The 24,779-nt window shown below is 46.0% G+C and carries 15 protein-coding genes; 3 read left to right on the top strand and 12 right to left on the bottom strand.

The window, feature by feature from the left end; genetic code table 11:
• Positions 1 to 940: 940 nt before the first annotated feature.
• The 4 genes from CIK89_RS02075 to CIK89_RS02060 form a co-directional block, all read right to left on the bottom strand.
• Positions 941 to 3,943: a TIM-barrel domain-containing protein gene (locus CIK89_RS02075; protein ID WP_094389779.1), complete on the bottom strand. Its 3,003-nt coding sequence runs from the start codon at positions 3,941 to 3,943 to the stop codon at positions 941 to 943.
• A 37-nt stretch (positions 3,944 to 3,980) separates the two neighbouring features.
• Positions 3,981 to 7,061, bottom strand: a complete 3,081-nt coding sequence (locus CIK89_RS02070) for a two-component regulator propeller domain-containing protein (RefSeq protein ID WP_158214955.1) — start codon at positions 7,059 to 7,061, stop codon at positions 3,981 to 3,983.
• Between the two features lie 135 nt (positions 7,062 to 7,196).
• Positions 7,197 to 8,222, bottom strand: a complete 1,026-nt coding sequence (locus tag CIK89_RS02065; RefSeq protein ID WP_094389777.1) for a LacI family DNA-binding transcriptional regulator — start codon at positions 8,220 to 8,222, stop codon at positions 7,197 to 7,199.
• Between the two features lie 261 nt (positions 8,223 to 8,483).
• A complete protein-coding gene (locus tag CIK89_RS02060) occupies positions 8,484 to 9,542 on the bottom strand; it encodes a DUF3810 domain-containing protein (protein ID WP_094389776.1) in 1,059 nt (352 codons plus the stop codon).
• Positions 9,543 to 10,051: 509 nt separating this feature from the next.
• Here CIK89_RS02060 and CIK89_RS02055 point away from each other — a divergent pair.
• Both CIK89_RS02055 and CIK89_RS02050 read left to right on the top strand, forming a co-directional pair.
• Positions 10,052 to 10,588, top strand: a complete 537-nt coding sequence (locus CIK89_RS02055; protein ID WP_094389775.1) for a DUF3237 domain-containing protein — start codon at positions 10,052 to 10,054, stop codon at positions 10,586 to 10,588.
• 44 nt (positions 10,589 to 10,632) lie between these two features.
• Complete coding sequence (locus CIK89_RS02050; protein ID WP_094389774.1) at positions 10,633 to 11,220, top strand: epoxyqueuosine reductase QueH; 588 nt, start codon at positions 10,633 to 10,635, stop codon at positions 11,218 to 11,220.
• Positions 11,221 to 11,405: 185 nt separating this feature from the next.
• On the opposite strand, the gene CIK89_RS02045 is transcribed toward CIK89_RS02050, so the two are convergent.
• The 8 genes from CIK89_RS02045 to CIK89_RS02010 form a co-directional block, all read right to left on the bottom strand.
• Positions 11,406 to 12,017 carry a polysaccharide deacetylase family protein gene (locus CIK89_RS02045; protein WP_094389773.1) on the bottom strand — a complete coding sequence of 204 codons (612 nt, stop codon included), beginning with the start codon at positions 12,015 to 12,017 and terminating at the stop codon, positions 11,406 to 11,408.
• A gap of 37 nt (positions 12,018 to 12,054) precedes the next feature.
• Positions 12,055 to 15,432, bottom strand: coding sequence for a DUF2723 domain-containing protein (locus tag CIK89_RS02040; RefSeq protein WP_094389772.1), 3,378 nt, complete (start codon positions 15,430 to 15,432; stop codon positions 12,055 to 12,057).
• An 89-nt stretch (positions 15,433 to 15,521) separates the two neighbouring features.
• Entirely contained in the window at positions 15,522 to 15,974 is a 453-nt protein-coding gene (locus CIK89_RS02035; RefSeq protein ID WP_094389771.1) for a YqaA family protein, read from the bottom strand.
• Positions 15,950 to 16,888, bottom strand: coding sequence for a hypothetical protein (locus CIK89_RS02030; protein WP_144007329.1), 939 nt, complete (start codon positions 16,886 to 16,888; stop codon positions 15,950 to 15,952). The genes CIK89_RS02035 and CIK89_RS02030 overlap by 25 nt, the downstream gene beginning before the upstream one ends.
• A 16-nt stretch (positions 16,889 to 16,904) precedes the next feature.
• Positions 16,905 to 18,173, bottom strand: coding sequence for a phosphoribosylamine--glycine ligase (gene purD / locus CIK89_RS02025; RefSeq protein WP_094389769.1), 1,269 nt, complete (start codon positions 18,171 to 18,173; stop codon positions 16,905 to 16,907).
• A gap of 39 nt (positions 18,174 to 18,212) precedes the next feature.
• Positions 18,213 to 19,445 carry a phosphoserine phosphatase SerB gene (gene serB / locus CIK89_RS02020; protein WP_094389768.1) on the bottom strand — a complete coding sequence of 411 codons (1,233 nt, stop codon included), beginning with the start codon at positions 19,443 to 19,445 and terminating at the stop codon, positions 18,213 to 18,215.
• Positions 19,442 to 21,670, bottom strand: coding sequence for a DPP IV N-terminal domain-containing protein (locus CIK89_RS02015; protein WP_371593167.1), 2,229 nt, complete (start codon positions 21,668 to 21,670; stop codon positions 19,442 to 19,444). Before CIK89_RS02015 ends, serB begins: the two co-directional genes overlap by 4 nt.
• Entirely contained in the window at positions 21,657 to 23,198 is a 1,542-nt protein-coding gene (locus CIK89_RS02010) for a THUMP domain-containing protein (protein ID WP_094389767.1), read from the bottom strand. Before CIK89_RS02010 ends, CIK89_RS02015 begins: the two co-directional genes overlap by 14 nt.
• Before the next feature lie 127 nt (positions 23,199 to 23,325).
• Between CIK89_RS02010 and CIK89_RS02005 the strand changes: the two genes are divergently transcribed.
• Positions 23,326 to 24,588, top strand: coding sequence for a HAMP domain-containing sensor histidine kinase (locus CIK89_RS02005; protein ID WP_094389766.1), 1,263 nt, complete (start codon positions 23,326 to 23,328; stop codon positions 24,586 to 24,588).
• Positions 24,589 to 24,779 lie beyond the last annotated feature (191 nt).

Raw genomic sequence — 24,779 nt, 5'->3', positions numbered from 1 at the left:
AGCAAGAAGACAAAGGCTTTCTGTCATTTTTTTACCTCCACCCAACGGCAACTGCTATGATTTTTCCAGCAAATTTATGAAGATGGATGGAAATGAGAACTTTCATTACCAGAAAACAACTTCTGTCTATCGTTGTATTAAGCATCATTTTAATTTGAATCTGCGCTTAACCATACGGGGCTGTTGAATGATATTGAGACGAATCAAGGATGTAGCGCACCAAAGGAGAAATCTAACAAAAACAGATCAATGAGCATCGGCGAACTTCCTTTATATTATGTACGCGTATATGCGCACGCACACGCGACGTCGTAAAAATCGACCACTCGACCACCAGAATCAGATAAGTGACTACAGCACAACACCATAACGGGTGGTCGAACCTTCTGTTTTTTAGATTTTCGACCACCATTCGACCACCCCTGCAACGCCCTGAGTATACAAAACATAAACAATTAACTAACGCCATGAAAGGACAAAAGTAAAGCGTGATCCTATTTCCCTTATAAAAAGCTATCGTTTATCAACGTTTTTCCAAACCTTGATAATCTTTTTATCCAACGTTGGATAATACCCTTATCAAATATTGGATAATACTTTTATCAAATATTGGATAATACTTTTATCAAATATTGGATAACATCTTTATCAATCGTTGAAAAGATCTTTTTCAAACGTTAGACAATACTTTTGCAAAACATGGGGTAATACTTTTGCAAAACATGGGGTAATACTTTTGCAAAACATTGGAAATGCCTTGGCAAAATAACGGGCAATATCTTGTACATGGTAAATGGAGCATATAGACAACTTGTATATAGAAGAAGGGCGATGTCAGTACGATGGTTATGCAGGTGGTCAATGGGTAGTCATTGGGTATTATATAAGACAAGAGGGGTGTGCCGTATGGCACACCCCTCCTATTGCAATATCTTTAAAATCAGAGTTTCACGCTAACAGCCTTACCGCTGTACTGCACCATTTTACCCTCAGGATTGTCGAGGTTGAGGTCGCGGGGCTGGTCTTTCTTCACGAGTACTACATTGAAACGACGGTTTTTCAGCATACCCTTGAAAGCACCATTGCGCTTGCCGAAGCTGACAGTTTTGTCGGCATCGTTATAGGCAATCTCGATGGTGGCATACTTACCCTTCTCGTAGTTGTAGTTGGTTCCCTCGTCTTCGTAGAGTTGGAACGATCCGTCCTGACCCTCATAGACATAGAGATTGATGAGTTCGGCAGGTTTCTCGTCGCACCACTCCATGGCAGGACCAAATGGAATGATGGCACCTTCACGTACGAAAACAGGAATCTTCTCGTAGGGTGCATCAACTACCAAATGCTGACCACCATCATAGTGTTCGCCAGTATAGAAATCATACCAACCACACTGTTTGGGGAAATATACGCTACGGTTGCGAGCCTTGTAGTAGCCAACAGGACAAGCCATGAGCGCAGGACCAAACATCCACTGGTTGCCGATATTCTCCACTTCCTTATCGCCATTGAAATCCATAACGAGTGCACGCATCAGCGTATAGTCTTTGAAGTGAGCCCATGCAGCCATGCTGTACATATAAGGCATCAAGCGATAGCGCAACTGGTCGTAATAAACAAACGACTTATAGGCAGGATGATTGTCGGGAGCGATGTTCCAGATTTCGCGAGTAGGCCACTGACCATGCGAACGGAACAAGGGGATGAAGGCTCCAAACTGATTCCAGCGAGCCTGGAGTTCACGCCATTCCTTCAAATCTTCGTTCTCTTCACCTGTTTCGTTGAAGAGTTTCTGAGCCGCAACATAGCGGTTTTCTACACAGAAGCCACCTTGGTCCATTCCCCAGAAAGGCACACCCGACATAGAATAGTTGAGTCCGGCTGTCATCTGAGCGCGCATATCCTCCCAACGGGTGCCGATATCACCACTCCAAGTGGCTGTAGAATAGCGCTGTTCACCAGCGAAACCGCTACGGGTGAGCAGGAACACACGAGGTTCGTTGGCTTTACCCTTCCATACCGAACGCTGTCCGTTGTAGATAGCATCGGCATTGACGGTAGAATAGGCATTGAAATATTCGGTAGAAGTGCCGAGGGCAGTAGGTCCGCAAAGTGCTTTGCGATACCACATCGGAGTGCAGTCGCGCACATTAGGCTCTGAGGCATCCATCCACCAAGCATCGATGCCAGGCACACCATTCTTATTAAACTTGCTATAGAGATGGTCGTCCATCTGTTTCCAGAAGAGTTTGCGAGCTCCTTCATCATAGGCATCATACATCGAACCACGGAAGCCAAGCCAGTCGTGGATATCGTCCTTGACAGCCTGACGATACATCCATCCCTTCTCATCGAGTTCCTTATAGTGTTCGGTGGTGTCGTAGAACTTAGGCCATACACTAATCATGAAGCGTCCGTGCATAGCGTGAACAGAGTCGAGCATAGCCTGTGGGTTGGGATAACGGCTTGCTTCAAAGTCGTGAGCACCCCAATCGGGCAGATTCCAGTAGTTCCAGTCCTGCACGATATTGTCGATAGGAATGTGGCGACGACGGAACTCTGCGAGGTTATCCTCGATGTCCTGACTGCTCTGATAGCGTTCGCGGCTCTGCCAGAAGCCGAGCACCCATTTCGGATAGAGCGATGCTTTTCCTGTCAAAGTGCGATAGCCGCTGATGACATCATCGAAATTCTGACCTGCAATGAAGTAGTAATCCATATCGCGCGCCATCTCGCTCCAGATACTGAGTTGCTCACGCTCTGTCTTATTGCGAGGTTGTGAGACACGCAGTCCGCAATAGGAATCGCCACCATCGGGTTGCCACTCAATGCGCAACTGTGCCTTCTTACCCTTGGTCAGTTCGGTGCTAAACTTATAGCTGTTGGGGTTCCATGCGGTACGCCAACGCTCAGGCACCACCTCCTTGCCATCGATATACACCTTGATATAACCGGCATAGTAGAGGATAAACTGATAGAGTTGCTTCTCATTCTTGCCAGCCTTGGCACAACGACCACAACATTCAGGCTCGATAAATCCTTCGTATGTCACAGTGGCACCTTGGAGATTGAAGCCCTTGGGGAGGTTCTTCAGACCACCATTATCGGTCTTGTTGGCAATTTCTGAAGTTGGAGGACAAGCATACTCATAATAGATGCTATCCTCATCGCGCACCAGTTTCTTACCATTCTTATCGACGTAGGTACCAGTCAGATGACCTTCTTTACCGCGACGGTCGTAGAGTTTGAAGGCGCGGTTCAGCTGCAAATAGTCGTTAGGATTGCCAAAGCGGCAATAACTGTAGCTGTCCCACAGGATACCATAGTTCTTGTTGGAGAGTACGAAAGGAATAGAGACCTTGGTGTTATATTGGAACAGGTCTTCGTTTTTGCCTTTCATATTAAATTCCTCAGACTGATGCTGTCCCAATCCATAGAAGGCTTCATCGGAAGGACTGTCGAAAAGCATCTGCCAAGTCAGTCCGTGCTTCATCTCTTCGGTCACTCCACCGATGTTGCGCACACCGTATTCGCGCTCAGGGACTGTGAAGTTCTGGAATTTCTTGCCATCCTTAGCCTCTTTAAGCAGTTGTTTTCCTGTGGCATCAAAAAATACGATCGCACCCGTTGCCTTATTGACTACGGCAGTCACATTCTTCGCTTTGACTATTACAGACTGCTCGTCCTCACTTATCGTATAGTTTTTTTTGGCAGGAGCTATCTGCGGTACAATCATCAGACTGGGTTTCTTGACAGGTAATGCACTCTCGGATGTGGCGCGCACACGGATGATGTTGTCGTTCATCACCTCAAGACAGATAACTTTGGCCTGACCACCATCGGGTTTGACCATTACCTTGTTGCCATTCTGCTGCACTTCTGCTGCAGCCATTGTCAATGCGGTCATTGAGAACGCACCGACCATGAGGGTTTTAATAATATTCATTTGATCATTTAGGGTTATTATATACTACTTTTTTCAATTATTTTATTTCATCGTCAGCATGGTCGTCGTCCATAATTTCAGCTTCTTCCACCATGCCTTTTGCTGGCAAGTCGATCACCATGATGGTTCCGCCACCAGGGTTGTCCTTCACTTCGATGGTGCCACCATGTGCCACTATGATGTCTTTGACAAGAGCGAGTTCGAGTTCGTCAACACCTGCTGTATGGTCAAACATATGTGGTTTATACTCATCAGCCACTCCGATACCATTGTCAGCCACTTGAATCTGTACGTTACCATTGTCCTTTCGAATGAGCCCAACACTAATGTGGCAGTTCTTGGCGGCAAATTTCTGTGAATTGGTAAACAAGATGTTGAGCATGCGCTTGATCAGAACGACGTCAAACTCCATAAAGAGTTCGTCGATAAGCATGACATTGCTAATCTTTACACCCTTGTTGCCTTTCACATATTCAGCACATTGCTTCTTAATCACTGCTACAAGGTCGGCATATTCCGTATGCATCATAAGGTGGCGCACAGGTTCTTCAACAACAGCATCTCCTGTTGCTGGCTGTTCTGCTGCCATCGATGCTTTCATCTCTGCCATCCATTGGCGCTTCTCCATCTCAAGGCGCAATGCGAAGGCGGCTTGGCGTTTAGCCTGACGACGCATATAATTCTTGCGCCACCACCAAATGCCAAAGGCGGCAACCAGCAACAGCATCATGATCATCCACCATGAACGCCAGAACGGAGGCTGTATAATAATGGTGAGTGTTGCCTCTTCACTACCAATGGTACCATCGTCGTTGAGCATGCGTACGCGCAGGGTATAAGATCCTGAAGGCAGACTCATATAAGTAATGTTGGGGTTGGCTTCTTCGGTTCTAATCCAGTCGTTGTTCACACCATCGAGGCGATAGAGGAAGCGCGAGCGGTGATGGATTTCGCCATTGGAACTTCCCAACTGAATGGTAAACTGGTCGTTGTATTTCAAGCGAACGGCACGACAGATGTTCAGTGCCTTACGTAATATGATGCGACCGTCAATCTTTTCACCAACCTTTACGTCCTGTTCAAAGAGTTTCAGGCCGCTGAATACGGGATATTCCTTATACTTCTCTTCGCGCATCAGCTTCGGATTGATGACATCAAGACCTTCCTGACCACCCACCAGGATAAGTCCATCGGCAGTCTTACAGATGGCACGCTGGTTGAACGGACCGTTCTGGAGACCGTCGTTGCTATTGAAAGTGCGGATGATAAAGTTCCATCGTCCGTCTTTTTGCTGCGGGATGACGTTTGATACGCCATGATCAGTCACCAACCATACCGTGTGGTTGTTGTCTTCCACCATGGCATTGACGGTAGAACCAATGAGTCCGGAACGCATATCAATCAGATAGACAGCATTGGTCTTCGTGTCCCAGATGGTTGCACCCGATGAAGAGCCCTGCCAGGCAAGTCCCCGACTGTCCTCCATAGTACATATTGAGGATTCGGTAATACCGATGCCCTCTTTATTGTCAATAATATTGCGATTGATAATCTTGCCAGAAACGGGATTCACAATCGAATAGAAATTGGAATGGGATACCATCAACCAGTTTTTCTTCGTCAAATTGACAGTCGAGATATAGTCTGATACCAAGATAGAGTTATGGCTGGTGATAGGTGTGTCAAAGCGTCCTGCACGGGTTAAGCGCTGAATACCGTTACCCAATGTGCCAATCCAGATATTGCCCTGACGGTCTTCACATATCGACCAGATATTGTTATTGGCCAATTCACCCGGTTTACCCGATGAGCGGAAATTAGTGATAGCACCACCACGGAAACGTATCAGTCCACCTTCATAGGTTCCAAACCATACGGTACCGTCACGTGAAACCAACGAACTGACCATGGTATTGGTGGCAATGCCACTGTTGTTGCGGTCGAAAACAACCTGTTCGCCAGTTTTACGATCCATGCGAATGATACCCGCATCATTGGTTCCCAGCCAGAAGAAGGATTTATCGGAAGTGATGGTGGTGATATTTCCCAGATCAAGATGGCGGAAATTGGAGAGTCCCTCTTTAAACATATTGACGCCATTCATATAGGTACCAATCCAAATACGACCCTGCTGGTCGCGATAAAGAAAGCGGAGGGTGTTTTCGCTGATAGACGTACCGTCGTTTTTCTGAGTCAAGAACTGGCGCACCTCATGCGCTTGGCGGTCAACAAGAAAGAGTCCTGTATGGTCGGTAGCTATCCAAACGCGCTTTTTGCTATCCGAACAAATATCCCAAATGCTCAGTCCGTCAGGCAATTCCACGCCCCAGCGTTTCGCCAGTTCTTTATAAGAAAGAATCCAACGTCCTTTCGACTTCACAAAACAGCCTACCACGGTTATCATCCAGAGATTACCATCGGCATCGGTACGCAACTTACATTCCTGATTGTTGAAGAGTCCTTTCTCACGAATATAAGCATCTTTCCAACTAATCCAGTTTTTCTCTCTGTTGAAACAGAACACCTCACCATTGTGTGAAGATACCAACAAGCTCTTGCCTATCTCTGCAAAACTCGATACACCAAAGTCGGAATTGAACTCTTGGCGGCCATAACCGAAATTAAACTGCTTGGCTTCTTTGGTATAAGGATTATAATGCCAGAAACCAGTATCATAGGTTTTTACCCAAAAATGATGATGCTTGTCTATATAAAGGCGCTCGATACCACCCGCCACGCCGTGTTGCTGCAACCAACGCTCAGGATGTCTGTCACATGACTCGGTTACTGGGTCGAAGATGGTATAGTTCATACCCTGCTTCAACCATAGTTTTCCATCGTATGCCTCATAGATCTCATCCACATAATTGTTGCGTAGCGTAGTGGTATCTTTGGCGTATGAGTAGAATGTCTTGATACGATATCCGTCGTATCGATTAAGGCCATAGGGAGTTCCTATCCATACAAATCCCTTGGAGTCGCGCTTCACACAAAGAATCTGTGAGTTGCTCAGTCCGTCACGGGTATCAAGTCGGCTAAACTTAATGTCATCAATAGCAGCACCGACTGTCAGCACAAAGCTGACCATCAGCGTCAGTAACATGATCATCCTTCTCATATTTACAGTCATTAGCATCAATGCCAGAGGCATTTATTTTAGGTTTTACGAGTTATATATAATATGGTGCAAATGTACTCTTTTTTATTGAAAAGACCAAACATAGTCAGCCTTTTTTGGTCCTCGACCTACTACTTACTGCGGTTTTTTAGCCGAGGTACCACGGATGACCAACTTTTGTGGCACAATTTTGTGATATACGCCTGTATCACCTGCAATATTCTTGAGCAGCAATTGACAGGCTGTTGCACCCATTTGGTGAGCCTGATCGACGATGGCTGACATTTGCGGCGTGACGAATGCAGCATGCACGTCATCGGTAAAGCCGATGAGTGCCACATCGTCGGGTATGCGCAATCCTGCCTCACGAATGGCATTGAATGCGGCAAAGGTGATGATATCGTTGAAAGCCACTATGGCATCAGGTTTCTGCTCTTTAAGTAGGGTAACAGTATTGGAAAGTACGGCATCATAATCTATCGATCCGCATTTCACAAGTTCACGCTCGATGGGAATCTGATTTTCACGAAGTGCTTCAAGATAACCATGTTTACGACGCTGAACCATATCGAGGTGGTTAGGACCGCCGATAAAGGCTATGCGACGACTACCGGTATCTATCAAATGCTGAGTAGCCATCTGGGCGGCTTGGTCACCATTGGCTGTGACACACGAGAAGCGCTCTTTCAGACAAGTACGACCAAAGAATACCAAAGGAATGCCCATCTCTGCAATCTCCTCAAAGTGGCTGTAATCAGTAGTGGATTGTGACAAACAAGCTATAATGCCCTCCACATGGAGATTGATAAAGTTGTCGATGGCTTGTGTTTCAATATCAAATGATTCATGGCTATTGGCACTAATGACGCTATAGCCCGATCGTTTGGCCTCATCTTCTATGCCATCGAGTACCGCAGCATAATAGTGGGTCACCAAATTGGGCAGCACCACGCCAATAATCTTTGGAGCTTCTTTACGCAAACTCTGTGCAAAAGGGTTGGGGCGATAGTTGCGTAGTTTGGCTAAAGCCTTCACCTTTTCCTGCATTTCATGGCCTATTTCCGAAGAACTGCGCAGGGCACGACTGACTGTAGCAATACTCACATTGAGCTCTTTAGCCAGGTCCTTCAACGATGTTCTATGTTGCTTTCTATTGTTCATTGCTGCAAAAATACAAAAAAACTCGCAATGGCGCAAACGTTTACGTGTATTTTTTCATTCATTTTCTGTTTTTTATCATAAAATGTACATACCTTTGCATCAGCAAACAAGAAATAATTTTGTGCATAACAAAGAAAGAGTAATGAATAGTTGATAATAAGTTAGTTAGAAAACAGAAACTGGGATTGTCGCGAGACACACCCAGTTTTTTTTGTATCAGCCATTACCTATCCGTCTATAACACATTGTTTTATAGTCTATTCAACGGCGTTGCATCTGTCCTTGGCGTTGCTCCCATGAGAATATCAGCGCCACCACTTGCGAATAACTCTTCCGTCCGCCATCAACCCGATTGGTTCTCAGATAAAACTCATAGACCGCATTTTGCAAGTTGCCCAACCAGGTACTGTATTTCGAACGCCAATAGTTGCGGTCGGCAGATGCCATCTGCCTGATTTCCGGTCGTACATATTGCAGGAAATCTTCGGCTGCCACATCACCAAGTACAGCATCTACACTACGCAACACATGAAAGAAGATGGCATAATAGCCACAAAAGCGCATCGTGCGGTCGGCAGATGAAGTACAAACCTGATAGGCATAGAAATTGGCTTCACCCTCGTTGGTGATGCCAAGTAGATGAGCATACTCGTGGGCAAACGTGGATGGATACTCGTGGGCACGCAAATCGCCATTGAGCGTAAACTCGCAGAAGAAAGGACCCATACTGCCGGTCACTCCTACCTTGGAACTCAACGGAGTGAAAAGCATGGTCTTGGCTTGCGTATGAACATGGAAAGGGGCATGGACACCCATATTCTGCTGGGCTAAACGCTTATAACCTGCCACCACCAAAGACGGCACTCGCAGAGTATCATAAATGGCTGTTTTACTATAAGTGGCATTCAAGCTATCGGCATAACGCCATGCAAAATGTCGCAGTTGATCATTGTTGGCTTCATAACGGGGTGTATGACTTCGATGATAAAAATCAGACTGGGCATAGTTTAATCCCCATGCCAGATAGAACCACACATAGACCCACAACAGATACTCACCCACCCCAGCAATGGCATAGCCCACAGTTTTATTCTTCCGACGAACAGCATAGAACGGAAATGCCACAATACCGATGATACTCAAGGCTATAAACAAGTCGCCTATGGCAAAGGGCACATATCCTGACAAGAATGTCAAAACGGTAGCAACACATGGATAGACCGCTTGGGCATAATAGTCACCCAACCCACCTATACCTTGTACGGCAACAACGATTACCAAGAATACTACGAGTATCTTTCTACGTCTATTCCACTTCATATTCTATCGCATCTTTCAGAAAGATGCAGCAAAGATACACTTTTCTCTTCAATCCACAAAGGATGTTTATCGCTTTTTCTTCTATACTTCAGCCATCGGGAATGATACTATCCTACCGACATAAAACACATCCCGAACGGATCCCGAAGGCATCCCGAAGGAAAACAGCACCAATAGTATCGTCCATAAACAGGAATAGCATTGTCGTTTGCAATAGCCATAAAAATATCAAAAGGCAACACCCACCATCACGATGGACATTGCCCCAAACCTAAATTGATAATTATGATTTGTGTTTATGAAAGTCGGTATTGTGGTCGTGCATCTCTTCATTCGTCTATAGAAATGATTTTTGATTGCCGGTGCAAAGGTAGCAATTATGACGCCATATCATTTTAACATAACGGAATATCGGCACCTCATGTTTTGGTGCAAATCTGCCATTAGATTTGGGTATAAAGAAAAAAGATAGTAACTTTGCAGACCAACCAACAATTCAACGGCTGACAATGAAAAAGACTATTCTATACTTGATGACAACAATGGCTTGGCTACTGATGCTTGCCACGCCACTAACGGCCATGGCTCAGGAACCAACTACGCCACAACTCACTCACGTACTGACATTACATGTAGCATGTTCACCAGCACAAACATTGGGAAATACTGCTATGGGCAAACGCATCGTCATACCGATTATAGGCGGACACTTCGAAGGAACACATCCCAACGGCAGCAGTTTCAAAGGAGATGTCTTGGCAGGCGGTGCAGACTATCAACTGGTAGATACCATACGCAACCGTACTCATCTTGAAGCCATCTACAACATCCGTACAGCAGATGGAGTGATGATTCATGTGCGTAACGAGGGAGTTCTGGCCAACCCTATCCTTCCCAACGGGAAAACGGGTTTCTACTTCAACACAACACCTGTGTTTGAGGCACCCACCGAGAGTTGTTATGCTTGGCTCAATGACGCAACCTTTGTTTGCACACCATTTTTCGAGCAGAACACTATCGGCTTGAAAGTTTGGAAAGTTAATTGACGGACCATAGAATTGTTGCTGACACAGACATCCTATACTACACAATGAAAAAAAAGAAAAACGATATCGAAATTCCAGAAGGCATCAACCGCATCATGCTACATGCCTGTTGTGCTCCATGTTCTTCAGCCATTGTAGAATGGATGCTGGCACACGATGTGCACCCAACTATCTTCTACTTCAATCCAAACATCTGGCCACATGAAGAATATGAAATCCGCAAAGAAGAAAGCAAGCGCCACGCCACTTCACTCGGCATCGAGTGGATAGATGGCGACTACAATCATGAAACATGGCTTGCGGCTATCAAAGGGCTGGAGGGCGAACCTGAACGGGGAGGCCGCTGTCTGCAATGTTTCCGTATGCGACTCATTGCCACTGCCATGGAGGCACAACAACGTGGTTTCACCACGATTGCCACCACCCTTGCCACATCACGTTGGAAGAGTCTTGACCAAATAGCAGCAGCAGGAAAAATGGCAGAAGAGGCTGTGCCAGGCATCCACTTCTGGGCGCAAAACTGGCGCAAAGGAGGACTGCAGGAGCGTCGCAACGAACTGTTAAAGCAATACCAGTTTTACAACCAGCAGTATTGTGGATGTGAATTCAGCATGAGAAAGGAACAGGAATAAACCATATTCTGTATGGTCCGAACATGGGCATCCATCACATTCAAAGATGCGGTGGTGTGCTGCAAATCCTACATTTACAGTCATATATTCTGTTTTTACAGCATCGCATGTGCACCTGCGCACATACGCACGCATGAGTATGCGTGCGCGTACATATTATGATTGTACAGAAACAAAAAAGGTGTTCATTCGAACACCTTAAATTCATAGCCTTGCTCACGCAACCATTCTATACTTGCTGGCAATGCCGTTTTCAGTTTATCAATACTCTTGAGAGAATCGTGGAATGTGATGATGGAACCGTTGCGAGCATAGCGTTTCACATTAGCCAACACATCTTCTGCCGTCATCCACTTGGAATAGTCTCGCGTGACAAGATCCCACATCACTATGCGATACTTTCGACCTAAGATGGCATACTGTTCCCATCGCATCCAACCATGTGGCGGGCGCACCAAATCAGTATGAAGATAGGCATTAGCCTTTTCTACATTATAGCAATACTGATGGATGCTATGACGGAAACCACTAATATGGTTGTGTGTATGATTACCCACCCGATGACCTTCGTCGATGACACGCTGCAACAATTCGGGATACTTACGAGCATTGTCGCCCACCATAAAAAAGGTGGCTTTGATGCCATAATGTCTAAGCGTATCAAGAATAAATGGCGTGGCCTCGGGGATGGGACCGTCATCGAAGGTCAGATATACTGACCGTTCGTGACGGTTCATCCGCCAAGTGGCTCTGGGATATAGCCACCTTAGCCATATTGCCGGTTGTTCTATTATCACTTGCAGTTAATACTTTTCATATTATCACTATCCACGATCAGCGATCTATGCCCTGTGCACCGCCACGCTCCTCAAAGGTGCGTATCATGCGGCTATACTGCTCGTAGTGTTTGTTGAACCATTGCTGATCTATCTGCTGAGCCACGAGAAGTATCTGCTGCAAATAGTAAGCATGGGCATAAGCATTATTCTTAGAGAAGGCAAACTGCTCTGCATTGAGTTTGTTGTACCAATTGAGGTATTGCTGAGAATTGTGCCACATCTCATTGAGCACCTTGATGGCTTTCTGCTTCTGACCTACCTGATACCATCCTTCTGCAATATCAAGCGAACCCGATGAGAATTCATGCGGGATATTATATGAAGGAAGCATCTTGTCAATGTAGGCAAGAACTTCAGCGGCACGCTTCTTGTCACCTTCCTCAATGAGTTTGTTGGCCAACTGCGACATGATACGACGATGGCTGTAGCACATGCGCATCACAGTCTCATCGATATATATGCCCTTTTGGTTGAGTCCACCAAACTTGAAACGATGCATCACGTTATCATAGGTGCGCTTCGTATCGAAGTTGCGTGCGCCTTGAGCATTGGTAGTGAATGGTGTGATACGATATGCCAATCCTTCAGTCACCACATTGTTGCCAAGGTTGATATAACTACTCTCACCAACAGTTGCAGCCACGTAGATGGGGCGTTTCCAGTTACACTCAGCCAACATCTCCAGAATCATCAAGTCGCCTTTGTAGAGTGCACTCTTGCCTGCAAGCGAGATAACCATGCGGTCGGGAATGCTATCACTTGCCATCATCATACCACTCTTGCGTACTGCCTCCTTGTCGATAGTCATATAGAGTGTGTCGGTTGGAATGACGTGGAGTTCTGAATTTTTGGAACGTGCCCAATACTTCAATACATTCTTCAACTCAAATGGGTCATCACCAAACTGTGCTTTGGCAGTTTCGGGATCTTGCTTATAGAAATCGAGAACAGCCTGCTTCATATGAGGATCGATGGGCACATACTCGTTGGTACCAGTAACATACTCCAAACGATTCCATTTAATGGGAATGCCAGGAGAGGTATAAGCAGGACGACGCATCTGGTCTATATACCAATCGGTCTGCAGATACGACAGGTTGCAAACGCGCGCATCGGTGCGCACACCTTCTACATCCTGATTGTACCACAAGGGGAATGTATCGTTATCACCATTGGTATAGATGATAGGATTGCCCTCATTCTGCAGCGACATCAGATAGTTTTGTCCAAAGTCACGGCACGAATAACGACCACTTCGGTCATGATCATCCCATGTCTGACTACCCATTTGTATGGGAACAGCCAATGCCACTACAGCAATAACTGCGGCAACCAACACATTTTCTTTCTTCAGCTTGCGGTTCAACAGGTCGATGAGAGCTGCAACACCCATACCACACCAGATGGCAAAAGCATAGAACGAACCCGCATAAGCATAGTCGCGTTCACGTACCTGCTCAGGATTCTGATTAAGGTAGATGACAATAGCCAAACCTGTCATGAAGAACAGGAAGAACACAACCCAGAACTGGCGGATGCCCACTGGTTCTATATCTTCTTTGTCGCTACCGGGCACACGACGTTTGCGAGTGTACCACGACTGCCAGAAGAGTCCGATAAGACCGAGCATCAATGGCATCATATAGAATACATTGTGGCCTTTGTTGTTTTTCAACTCATCGGGCAATGTCGATTGGTCTCCCAGACGCCAGTTGTCCAACCAACTGAAACCACTTATCCAGTTGCCATGTTCCAATTCGCCCTGACCTTGAATATCATTCTGACGGCCTGCGAAATTCCACATGAAATAGCGCCAATACATGAAATTGCACTGGTATGAGAGGAAGAAACGAATGTTCTGCAACATGCTCGGCATCTTCACCGTAACCATCTCGCCACAACGATCGTATGCTTCTTCACTTCCATCGGGCTCTTCGCCCAACCAACTACGATATGATGCAGCCTTACCTGAATCCCACATACGCGGGAACAGCATATTCTGAGCATATACATAGTCGTCCTTAGTACGTGCTACGAAGTATTCATCCTTCTCGTCGGCAGATGCTTTCTCCTTGCGCTGCCAAACAGGTGCGCCCTTTGTTGAGACTGGACGGCAATAGTCGCCCGCCTTCTCCAAAGCCACCTGTGAGGTATAAGCCTGACCGTAAAGCAACGGACGCTGTCCGTACTGGTCACGAGCGAGATAGTCGCCAAGGGTAAATATATCCTCTGGAGAGTTCTGGTCCATTGGTGGATTGGCTGCCGAACGAATGACGATGACAGCATATGACGAATAACCAATGAGGAGCATCATCATGCAGAGCAGAGATGTATTCTTGATACGTGAGGTGATGAGCAACTTGCCTTGGCGCTTATATTGAAGTACCAGCCAAATCAGAGCCAATACAACAATGCCGATAAGCACTGCTGACCAGCCATAGCCAAAGAAAGGAATACCCAACATGGCTACAGACAACAGAAATGCTATATTCTGACGTTTCAGACTTTGATCCTTGTAGGACTCATAGATCGCCCATACCAATGTGGCAATAAGCAGGATGATATAAACAATCTCACCTGTATTGAACGGACAACCAAACACGTTGACAAACAACAGTTCGAACCATCCACCCACACGAACAATACCCGGCACAAGACCATAGAGCACAGCGCCCAAGATAACTACTGATATCACCAAAGCGGCAATAGAGCCATACAGATCTTTACGTGAATCGGGCTGGGGACACTTGCGATAGTAATATACCAGTACGATGGCAGGCAGACACAACAAGTTGAGCAAGTGAACACCAATCGAGAGGCCTGTCATATACATGATAAGCACCAGCCAACGGTCGGAATGAGGCTCGTCGGCATGTTCTTCCCACTTCAGGATCAGCCAGAATACCAAAGCGGTAAATGCCGAAGAATAGGCATACACCTCACCCTCAACAGCTGAGAACCAGAAGGTATCGCTGAACGTATAAATCAGCGCACCTACCAGTGCCGAGCCTTCAATGGCTATGGTTTTGGCGGGTGTCAACTCGCTCCAATCCTTGACCAACAAGCGTCGAACAAGATGCGAGATAGACCAGAACAGGAACAGAATGGTTACTGCCGAGAGCAATGCGCTCATCGTATTGACCATACGTGCTACCTGCGAGGGGTCGCTGGCAAAATGTGAAAACAGATTGGCGGTAAGCATGAAGAACGGTGCACCCGGTGGATGTCCGACTTCGAGTTTATAGCCCGTAGAGATAAATTCGGGACAGTCCCAGAAAGAGGCTGTCGGTTCAATAGTAGAGCAATAAACAAAGGCGGCAATCAAAAAGGTGACCCACCCCAGTATATTGTCTAACAGTCGAAATTGTTTCATTGTGTATTATTAATTATGATCTTAATTACCTAATAAAATACAAAAGTACAATATTTCTATCGAAGCGCCGTATCTTTCAGCAATTTTAACTAGATAAAGATGCTTGCACCATAGATGAGCAACACATAGCGTAGTAACTTACCTATGCTGATGCTGACCAATGAGATGACTATATTGGCACGCATCAAGCCAAGAGCGATGGTAATACCACTGCCCAAAATAGGCAGAAAGGCAAAGAATCCCATCCATGCACCACGGCCACCCATGAAACGCGTAGCCTTGTCGATACTCTCTTTCTTGACGTGGAGATACTTCTCTATCCACTCCAAACGCCCCATTCGTCCAACGCCATAATTGAAACATGATCCCAACACATTACCTATCGTACCATAGACTATAAGGCCTATAGGGTCAAGCCCTGCCGCCATCAGTCCCACCATGACTGCTTCACTGGAAAAAGGGAAGAACGAACCAGCCACAAAAGCAGCTATAAGCATTCCCCAATAACCATAACTAATCAGAAAAGTAGTGATGATGTCCATAGATTATAAATTGTCAGAAGTACAGCCATGAATAGCAACACCTGGAAGGTGATATTAGTGATACGGGTATGGGTAAGCGCCAGATAATGGGCCAGCAAGGGCGACACAAATACAATAAGCATGCGAGTAAGAATGTTGTAAAGCGTTGGCTGTAGCAACAAACATGCAAACATCAGCAATACCGACCAACTGAAGACATGGTAAAGTTGACGCACACGTATGCGGTCGAGATAACTTGTGCGAATATAATGCACTATACCTATTACACTTATCAGCGCCAATAGCAACAGCACAGCAACCTGACTCCCATCCCACGCGCTGAAGTCAAAGGGTTGACTCCATTCTGTCAATGCCATGAAATGGTCAGTTATCTGGTCGATACTCTGTTGATACACCGACCAGCATGTCCAAAACCAATAGGGAGTGAGCAAGCCAAAGAAGCCGGCAAAAAATGTACGCCACGACAAAGAGTGAAGCACAACACCATGCATCAACAACAGTAATGGTATCAAACATACTATCTGGACAAATGACAAACTGGCAAGTCCTATACACAGATAGGCATAATAGGAACTTCCCACCGATGTGCCATCTTGATATGTTCGGAAAATCATCAGCAAGGCACCAACCACACACACTTGTACCCATGCACCTTCGGTTGAAGCAAACAATGGACATGCCACTGCCGAAAGTACCAAGAAGACACACGACACCATACGTGAATAAATACGGATGAGCGCATTGCTGTTGTTCAACTCTATCATCAGATAGGTCGAGACAACAAAGCACGCAAAAGATGCCCACCAATCTCCTTGTGTGAGTCCTGCCAATAACCACACCCCCGTCACACAAAGTACGGTGACAGGTAGTGTGAGTTTGCTTTCTGATATTCTATTCTGCAGTAGTTTCGTCATGCTTGAGAGCTATCGCTTAAAGGTCTGCACCTATATCACGACGGAAATACTTGTCGGTAAACTGAATTTTCTGGGCTTCTTCAAATGATTTCTGCAGAGCCTCGGCCTTGTCCTTACCATAAGACGAAACGGCAATTACACGTCCGCCATTGGTTACCACCTGACCATCCTTAAGGGCAGTTCCGCTATGGAACACGATACTTCCCTCCACCTGGTCAATACCGGTAATAGGATAGCCTTTCTTATATTCCTGCGGATAACCACCGCTAACAAGCATAACACATACAGCAGCTCGTTCGTCAAATGCTATTTCGCGCTCGTCGAGATTGCCTTCAGCCACTCCCTCAAACAAATCTACGATATCGCTTTTCAATCGCAACATGACACTTTCGGTTTCTGGGTCACCCATACGGCAGTTGTATTCGATAACCATCGGTTCCCCTTCAACATTGATAAGACCGAAGAATATGAATCCCTTATAGTCAATATTTTCAGCTTTCAAACCTTCCACAGTAGGACGGATAATACGGTCCTCCACCTTCTGCATCCACTCCTTAGTGGCGAAAGGTACAGGTGTAACACTACCCATACCACCAGTATTCAAACCGGTATCATGTTCGCCAATGCGCTTATAGTCCTTGGCTTCAGGCAGAATTTTATAGTGATCGCCATCGGTCAGCACGAACACCGAGCACTCAATACCACTCAAGAATTCCTCAATAACCACTTGCGAAGAGGCATTGCCAAACATTCCGCCAAGCATTTCTTTGAGTTCCTTTTGTGCTTCTTCAAGTGTAGGCAGAATCAAGACGCCCTTGCCTGCACAGAGTCCATCTGCCTTCAGTACGTATGGAGCTTGCAAGGTTTCGAGGAAACACAATCCGTCTTCAAGATGTTCCCCGTCAAAAGTCTGATAGCGTGCAGTAGGAATCTGATGACGTTGCATAAATGCTTTTGCAAAGTCTTTCGATCCTTCCAGTACTGCACCTTGTTTAGAAGGACCTATCACTGGGATGTCCTTGGTGCGTGAATCGGCTTTCAACTCATCATAAATACCTTTTACCAATGGGTCTTCTGGACCTACGATAACCATATCTATGGCTTTCTCTACACAGAAAGTCTTGATGGTTTCGAAGTCATCAGCCTTCATGGCCACATTCTCACCACAGTTGCCAGTACCGGCATTGCCTGGGGCGATGTAGAGTTGCTCACATTTCGGACTTTGGGAGATTTTCCATGCCAGGGCGTGTTCACGTCCGCCGCTGCCTAAAAGTAATATTTTCATATCTTGTTACACCTTAATTATATTAATGGAATGGTTATTTTATAACTTGCCTTGCTCGCCAAGGTAGGAATCTTTAAATCCAAGGAAATAAAGCACGCCGTCAAGTCCAATGGTATTGATGCTTTGCTTGGCATTGGCAACCACGCGCGGTTTGGCATGGAATGCGATACCCAGTCCTGCTTCTGATATCATGGGCAAGTCGTTGGCTCCATCACCTACGGCAATGGTCTGTGCAAGATTGACTTTCTCTACCTGAGCGATGAGTTTGAGGAGTTCCGCTTTCCGGTGTCCGTCAACTATATCCCCAACATAACGTCCAGTCAACTTGCCGTTATCGTCAATCTCCAGTTCGTTAGCATAGACATAGTCAATACCATATCGACGTTGGAGATATTCGCCAAAATAGGTAAATCCTCCACTGAGGATGGCAATCTTATACCCGTAACGCTTGAGGATAGTCATCAGCCGGTCCACACCTTCTGTTATTGGGAGATGTTCAGCAATATCCTTCATCACGCTGACATCCAATCCCTTCAACAATGCAACGCGTCTGGTGAAGCTCTCTTTGAAGTCTATTTCACCACGCATAGCACTCTCGGTAATGGCGCGCACCTCTGCACCTACTCCTGCCCGATCTGCCAGTTCGTCGATACATTCAGTTTGTATAAGTGTCGAGTCCATATCAAAACAGATGAGCCGTCGCATTCTGCGGAACATATCGTCGCGTTGGAACGAGAAATCAATTTCCATATCTTTCGACACCTGCATGAGTTTGCTTTGCATCTCCTTGCGGTTGTTGGGTTCGCCACGGAGAGAGAATTCGATACAAGCTCGCACATGGTTTGTTGGATTCTTGATGCTCTTTCTACCTGTCAGTCTGAGGATGCTGTCGATATTAAGCCCCTGCTCGGTGATAATCAGCGATGCTGCCTCTATCTGCCGTGCATCCAACTGGCGTCCCATAACTGTTAGGATATAACGGTTTTTGCCTTGATGTCCCACCCAGTCTTCATATTCATCGTCAGTAATAGGCGAGAATCCGATGTTGACTCCCAGTTCTGTGGCTTTAAACAAAAGTTCTTTCATGACTTGTCCAGAATGTGCTTCCTTCAAGCGCATGAGTATTCCCAGCGAAAGTGTTGAGTGGATATCGGCCTGACCGATATCGAGAATCTGCGCATCATACCGAGCAAGGATTCCCATGACTGAGGCCGTCAATCCAGGGCGGTCCTGACCTGTGATGCGCACAAGTATCTGTTCTTCTTGGTTCATTTCAGATAATCTTCAAAATATTGTGTAATACGTTCATGCAGATGCACGCTCTGATGTCCCCGCATATTGTGTGGTTCGCCCGGATATACAAAGAAGTCGGGCTGTGTTCCTGCTGCGATACATGCTTTAAGGAAAGTGAGGCAATGTTGTGGCACTACTGTCACATCATTAAGTCCCTGTATGATTTGCAGTTTTCCTTTGAGATTCTTAGCCTGATAGAGCAATGATGTTTTTTTGTAACCTTCCGGATTGCTTTGTGGAGTTCCCATATAGCGTTCGCCATACATCACTTCGTACCAATGCCAGTCGATAACAGGGCCACCAGCCACACCAACTTTGAAGACATCGGGATAATTGGTCATCAACGAAATGGTCATAAATCCACCAAAACTCCATCCGTGTACACCGATTCGGTCTGCATCCACATAAGATAGTGTCTTTAGGAATTCCACTCCCTTCATCTGATCTTTCATTTCTTCCTGTCCCAGTTGATGGAATGTAGCCTGTTCGAAATCCTTGCCACGATGTTCACTTCCGCGGTTATCGAGGATAAAGGTGATGTATCCTTTGCCTGCCATATAGCTTTCCCATCCACGGCTACTATAATGCCAACGTGCATCGACGTTGTGTGCATGAGGTCCTCCATAGACATATACTACAGTAGGATATTTCTTGTTAGGATCAAAATCCGCAGGTTTCACCATACGGTAATAGAGATCGGTAACGCCATCTGCTGCTTTAATGGTACCACAACTGAACTGCGGAATAGAATATCCCGTCCAAGGATCTTTTGCCTGGAAATAAGAAACGGCCTTTGCCTTAGTGGTTTGCACGATTTCTATACGACGTGGAACGGTCGGAGTAGAATAGTTATCGAGGATATAGTTGCCGCTTCCGCTGAGTTTGGCATTATGCCAACCCTCGCCATTTCCTAATAATGTTCGTTTGCCGGTCTTTACACTTACCGCATAGATATTCTGTTGGATAGGACTCTTTTCGTTGCTGGCAATGATAATGGTCTTCTGTTTGGCATTAAAACCAATCATTTCCAGGACCTCCCACTTGCCAGCGGTCAGTTGACTGACTTCGAGTGATTCGGTATTGCCGGCCATTCTGCTACCGTGCTTGCCAAGTGAACAAAGGTACAGGTGATTATATCCATCCTGACGACTCTGCATGATAAATGAGTTAGCATCCCATGGCAAGAAGACGATGGGATGTAGAGGTTCCACATACTTCTCGTCGGTTTCTCGATAGAGTTCAGCAGTTTTATTGCCTGTTTCTGCACTATAAGCGACCAGGCGACAGTCGTTCTGCTTGCGGTTCAATTCAAACATATAAACCGTTTTGCTGTCTGGACTCCATGCCACATTGGTGAAATAGCGGTCTGTGGGATCGCCAGCCTTGAGATAAACAGTCTTTCCTGTAGTAAGGTCATACACACCTACAGTCACCTGATGTGAAGTCTCGCCAGCCATAGGATATTTGTCGGGAGCCGGTGTAGCGATGCAGGAATGTTTTTCTTCTGGGTCGAAACCGATTTCCGGGATATCCACTTGTGGATAATCGGTCACCATCGACTGGTCCATTCTATAAAAGGCCAGTTTGTTTCCATCGGGACTCCAGAATGTTCCTTTACTGATGCCGAACTCATCACGATGCACAGCCTGTCCATAAACCACTTCTCTACTGCCGTCGGTTGAGAGTTGCACAGTCTGTTGCTTATGGTTGCAGACAAACAGGTTGTTGTCTTTCAAGAAAGCATAGGCTGTCTGTTGAGCATTGGTTTCCAACAGATTTTCACCGTCTTTCAACTCGAAAGAGCTGACCAAGGCATGTTTTTTGAAATCGACCATATAGGTTTTGCTACCTTGGCTAATCACCACAACGCTCTTGTTTGCGAATGGAAATTCTGCATTATATAGCGTACGAACCTTAATATCCTTTGTTGGTGCAATCCACTGGTTAATCTGGCTGACATCAAAGAGACGGTTTTCTTTACCGTTAGCTTTATCTACCAGATAACAAGCATCCACATCGAGGCGAACGAGTTGGTCTCCCCACCATGCAGTCCACCGGTTCTCCGGCACCATATTCCGATAGTTTGTACCACCGAAATTAAGGTCCTCAAGTGTAAAATTCTTCTGTGCGTTCATTGGAGATACAGTCATCAACATAGTCATGCAGACCATCAACGCCTTACTACAATATTTAATCATTGTCATCTTCTAATCTTCTTTTGTTACGGTCAAAGCCACGTCCACCGCCGCGTTGCTTTTTACCTCCACTTCGGTCAAAGCGCTCATGCCCCCCACGGTTCTCGCTCTTGCGATAGGGTTTGCGGTCATCGCGCGAATAACGGTCATCACCACGATCGTCACGTGAATAGCGGTCGTTGCGTCCGCCACGTTTCTGGAAGCGGTCATCACGGCGGTCGCCTTTAAATTCGCGTTTCTCTAAAGAGCGGAATCGAAATGTGCGTATGTCTGCCTCTTCGTTTTCTTCTTTCTCGTCAAGTCGTTTTTTGAATTCACGATTCTGCTTGAAGCGGCGTTTCTCAGCCATCTGACGTTTCTCTTCGTCGGTTTTGACGGTACCGCCTTCTGCACGGAAGTCTTTCATCTTTCCGTCAAATATCTGATATTTGCGGAACTCACATTCCAAGCTGCCATTGTAAACGGGAATCTTGATGCTTGGCTTAAGACCGATCTGATCGAAGCACTCCTCACGATAGCTGAGTATCCAAGCGTCGTTGTTGAGGAATTGATGTTTCAGGCGTTCGCCAATCATCTTGTAAGTGCCAAGCAGGTCAGGGGTAGAGATGCGTTCTCCGTATGGCGGATTGGTAACAATAATGCTTTTCTCCTTCGGTTGTGTGAAGTTTTTGAAATCAGCCTCCTCTACGGTAATATCGTTGAGAAGCCCAGCAGCACGCACATTAAGGCGCGCTGTATTGACTGCCTTGATATCAACGTCATAGCCATAGATATGGTGAGTAAATTCTCTTTCGCTGGAATCGTCATTATAGATGCGGTCGAACAGATCGCTATCGAAATCGGGCCATTTTTCAAAAGCATACTCCTTACGGAATAGTCCTGGAGCCATATTGTGGGCAATGAGTGCTGCCTCAACGAGCAAAGTACCGCTTCCACACATAGGATCGATGAAGTCGGTTTCGCCTTGCCATCCTGTCATGAGAATCATACCGGCAGCCAACACCTCATTGAGCGGAGCTTCTACCGACTCCTGACGATAGCCGCGACGATGGAGCGATTCACCACTTGAATCGAGCGACAGCGTACATTTGTCTTCTGCGATATGGATATTCAGACGGATATCAGGATTTGCCACCGAGATATTGGGGCGTTTTCCTGTCTTTTCGCGAAATTGGTCAACAATGGCATCCTTCACTTTATAGGCCACAAACTTAGAATGGCGGAACTCTTCCGAGAACACCACAGAGTCAACGGCAAACGTTTTGTCTAAGCCGATGTACTCTGACCAATCGATTTTTTGCACCTCCCGATAGACATCATCAGCCGACAGAGCCTTGAAATGCTTAATGGGTTTAAGAATACGGATAGCAGTATGCAACTGAAAATTGGCACGATACATCATTTCTTTATCGCCCATAAAGGACACCATGCGGCGTCCTATTTGCACTTCGTTTGCGCCCAGTTGCGTCAATTCCTTCGCCAAGACGGATTCCAATCCCATAAAGGTCTTGGCGATCAGTTCAAATTCTTGTGTCATTATGTGTATTTATAAATATGGTGCAAAGTTAACTGAAATGCCGCAAATTGCAAAATAATTCCCGTTTTTTTTCATTATTCTAAATCTTTTATGTAATTTTGCCCATCGCAATATTGCCAATTCCAATATGACAAACCTAACAGACACCATATTTCTATCTATCCGTTCATGGCTGACAGCCGATGTTCTTGCATGGATTATAAGCATTCCACTTATTATTTTTTTGGCAATTTCTTGGTTTGTGCTGACACGCAGAGTCAAACGATTAAAGACTCAAGTAGAGGCCATGTCCGACGAAGTTGGCAACATTGAATACGACTTGGTGCTTAAAGCAATGAAGCTCTCCACTTGGCGAGTTGACGTACCTTCGATGACCATCAACGTAGAGAGCGACTATCGTGAAGGTAAAGACCTTTTCATACCGCAAAAGGGAACTCCTGTAGAAAAGATTTTCAAACACATCGCCACCGAACAAGTGCAAGCAGTTCGCAACGCCTTTCTCAACCTTGCGGCAGGACGCGAGGAAGAAACCTATCAGGAATACCAAATGACTAATGCAGCAGGAAAAAAATATTGGGCTGCCATGTTTGCCACCATTGAGAAGCGGGATCTGAACGGGCGCCCACTAACCATAGTAGGAGCAACCACATGCATAGACACCACCAAGCAGGTGGAACAAGAACTACTCGAAGCTCGCAACCACGCCGAAGAGAGCGACAGACTGAAATCAGCATTCCTTGCCAACATCACTCACGAAGTACGCACACCTCTCCACGCCATTGTCGGATTTAGCGATATTCTACCTTTGGCACAGAGCGATGAGGAGCGCCAGAATCTGATAGACCTCATCAAGCAGAATAATGCACATCTGCTACGCCTATTCGATGACATGATGAACGTCTCCAAACTGGAAGCAGGAAGCTACCAAACTATAGAAAATACAGACGTCAGCATACTGGAAGTCTTGCGTGAGATTGCCGACAAATACACCACACCATGCAAAGAAAAAGGATTAACAATTGTTGTTGATAATACAAACAACCACCTATTACAAACCGACCACGACCGCCTAAAGGAAATTATCAATCAATATGTCAGCAACGCAGTCAAGTTTACCGAGACTGGAGAAATCCGTTTGGGCTACACAAAGAAAACCGATCGCATCAGCATTTGGGTAAGAGACACAGGCATCGGCATTCCTGCTGACAAATGCAACGACCTTCTTTTCGAACGCTTCGTGAAGGTCAACGAATTTGTTCCAGGCACGGGAATTGGCCTAAGCATCTGCCGCAATTTGGCAAAGAGTCTGAAAGCCAAGGTTGGAGTAGAATCGGTCATGGGCAAAGGTTCCATATTCTGGATTGATTTTTTCAACGAGAGAAAAGAGTAAATTGGAGACATCATATCGCCTTGACATGCTTACCGCCACCCTTCGGGATGCCTTCGGGATGCCTCCGGGATGGTTTCTGAATAGCTTCGGAACATTTTCAAACCGATTTCAAAATCGTATTTCCCTACGCAACAAGACTCCGAAATCCATCATCACGTCCTTTTTGCAGCCAGCCCCCGTTTATTTGCCAA

This window comes from Prevotella sp. P4-119 (genome assembly GCF_002251345.1).
GTDB lineage: Bacteria > Bacteroidota > Bacteroidia > Bacteroidales > Bacteroidaceae > Prevotella.
The sequence above is the reverse complement of the archived record's forward strand: the minus strand, read 5'-3'. Positions and strand labels throughout refer to the sequence as shown.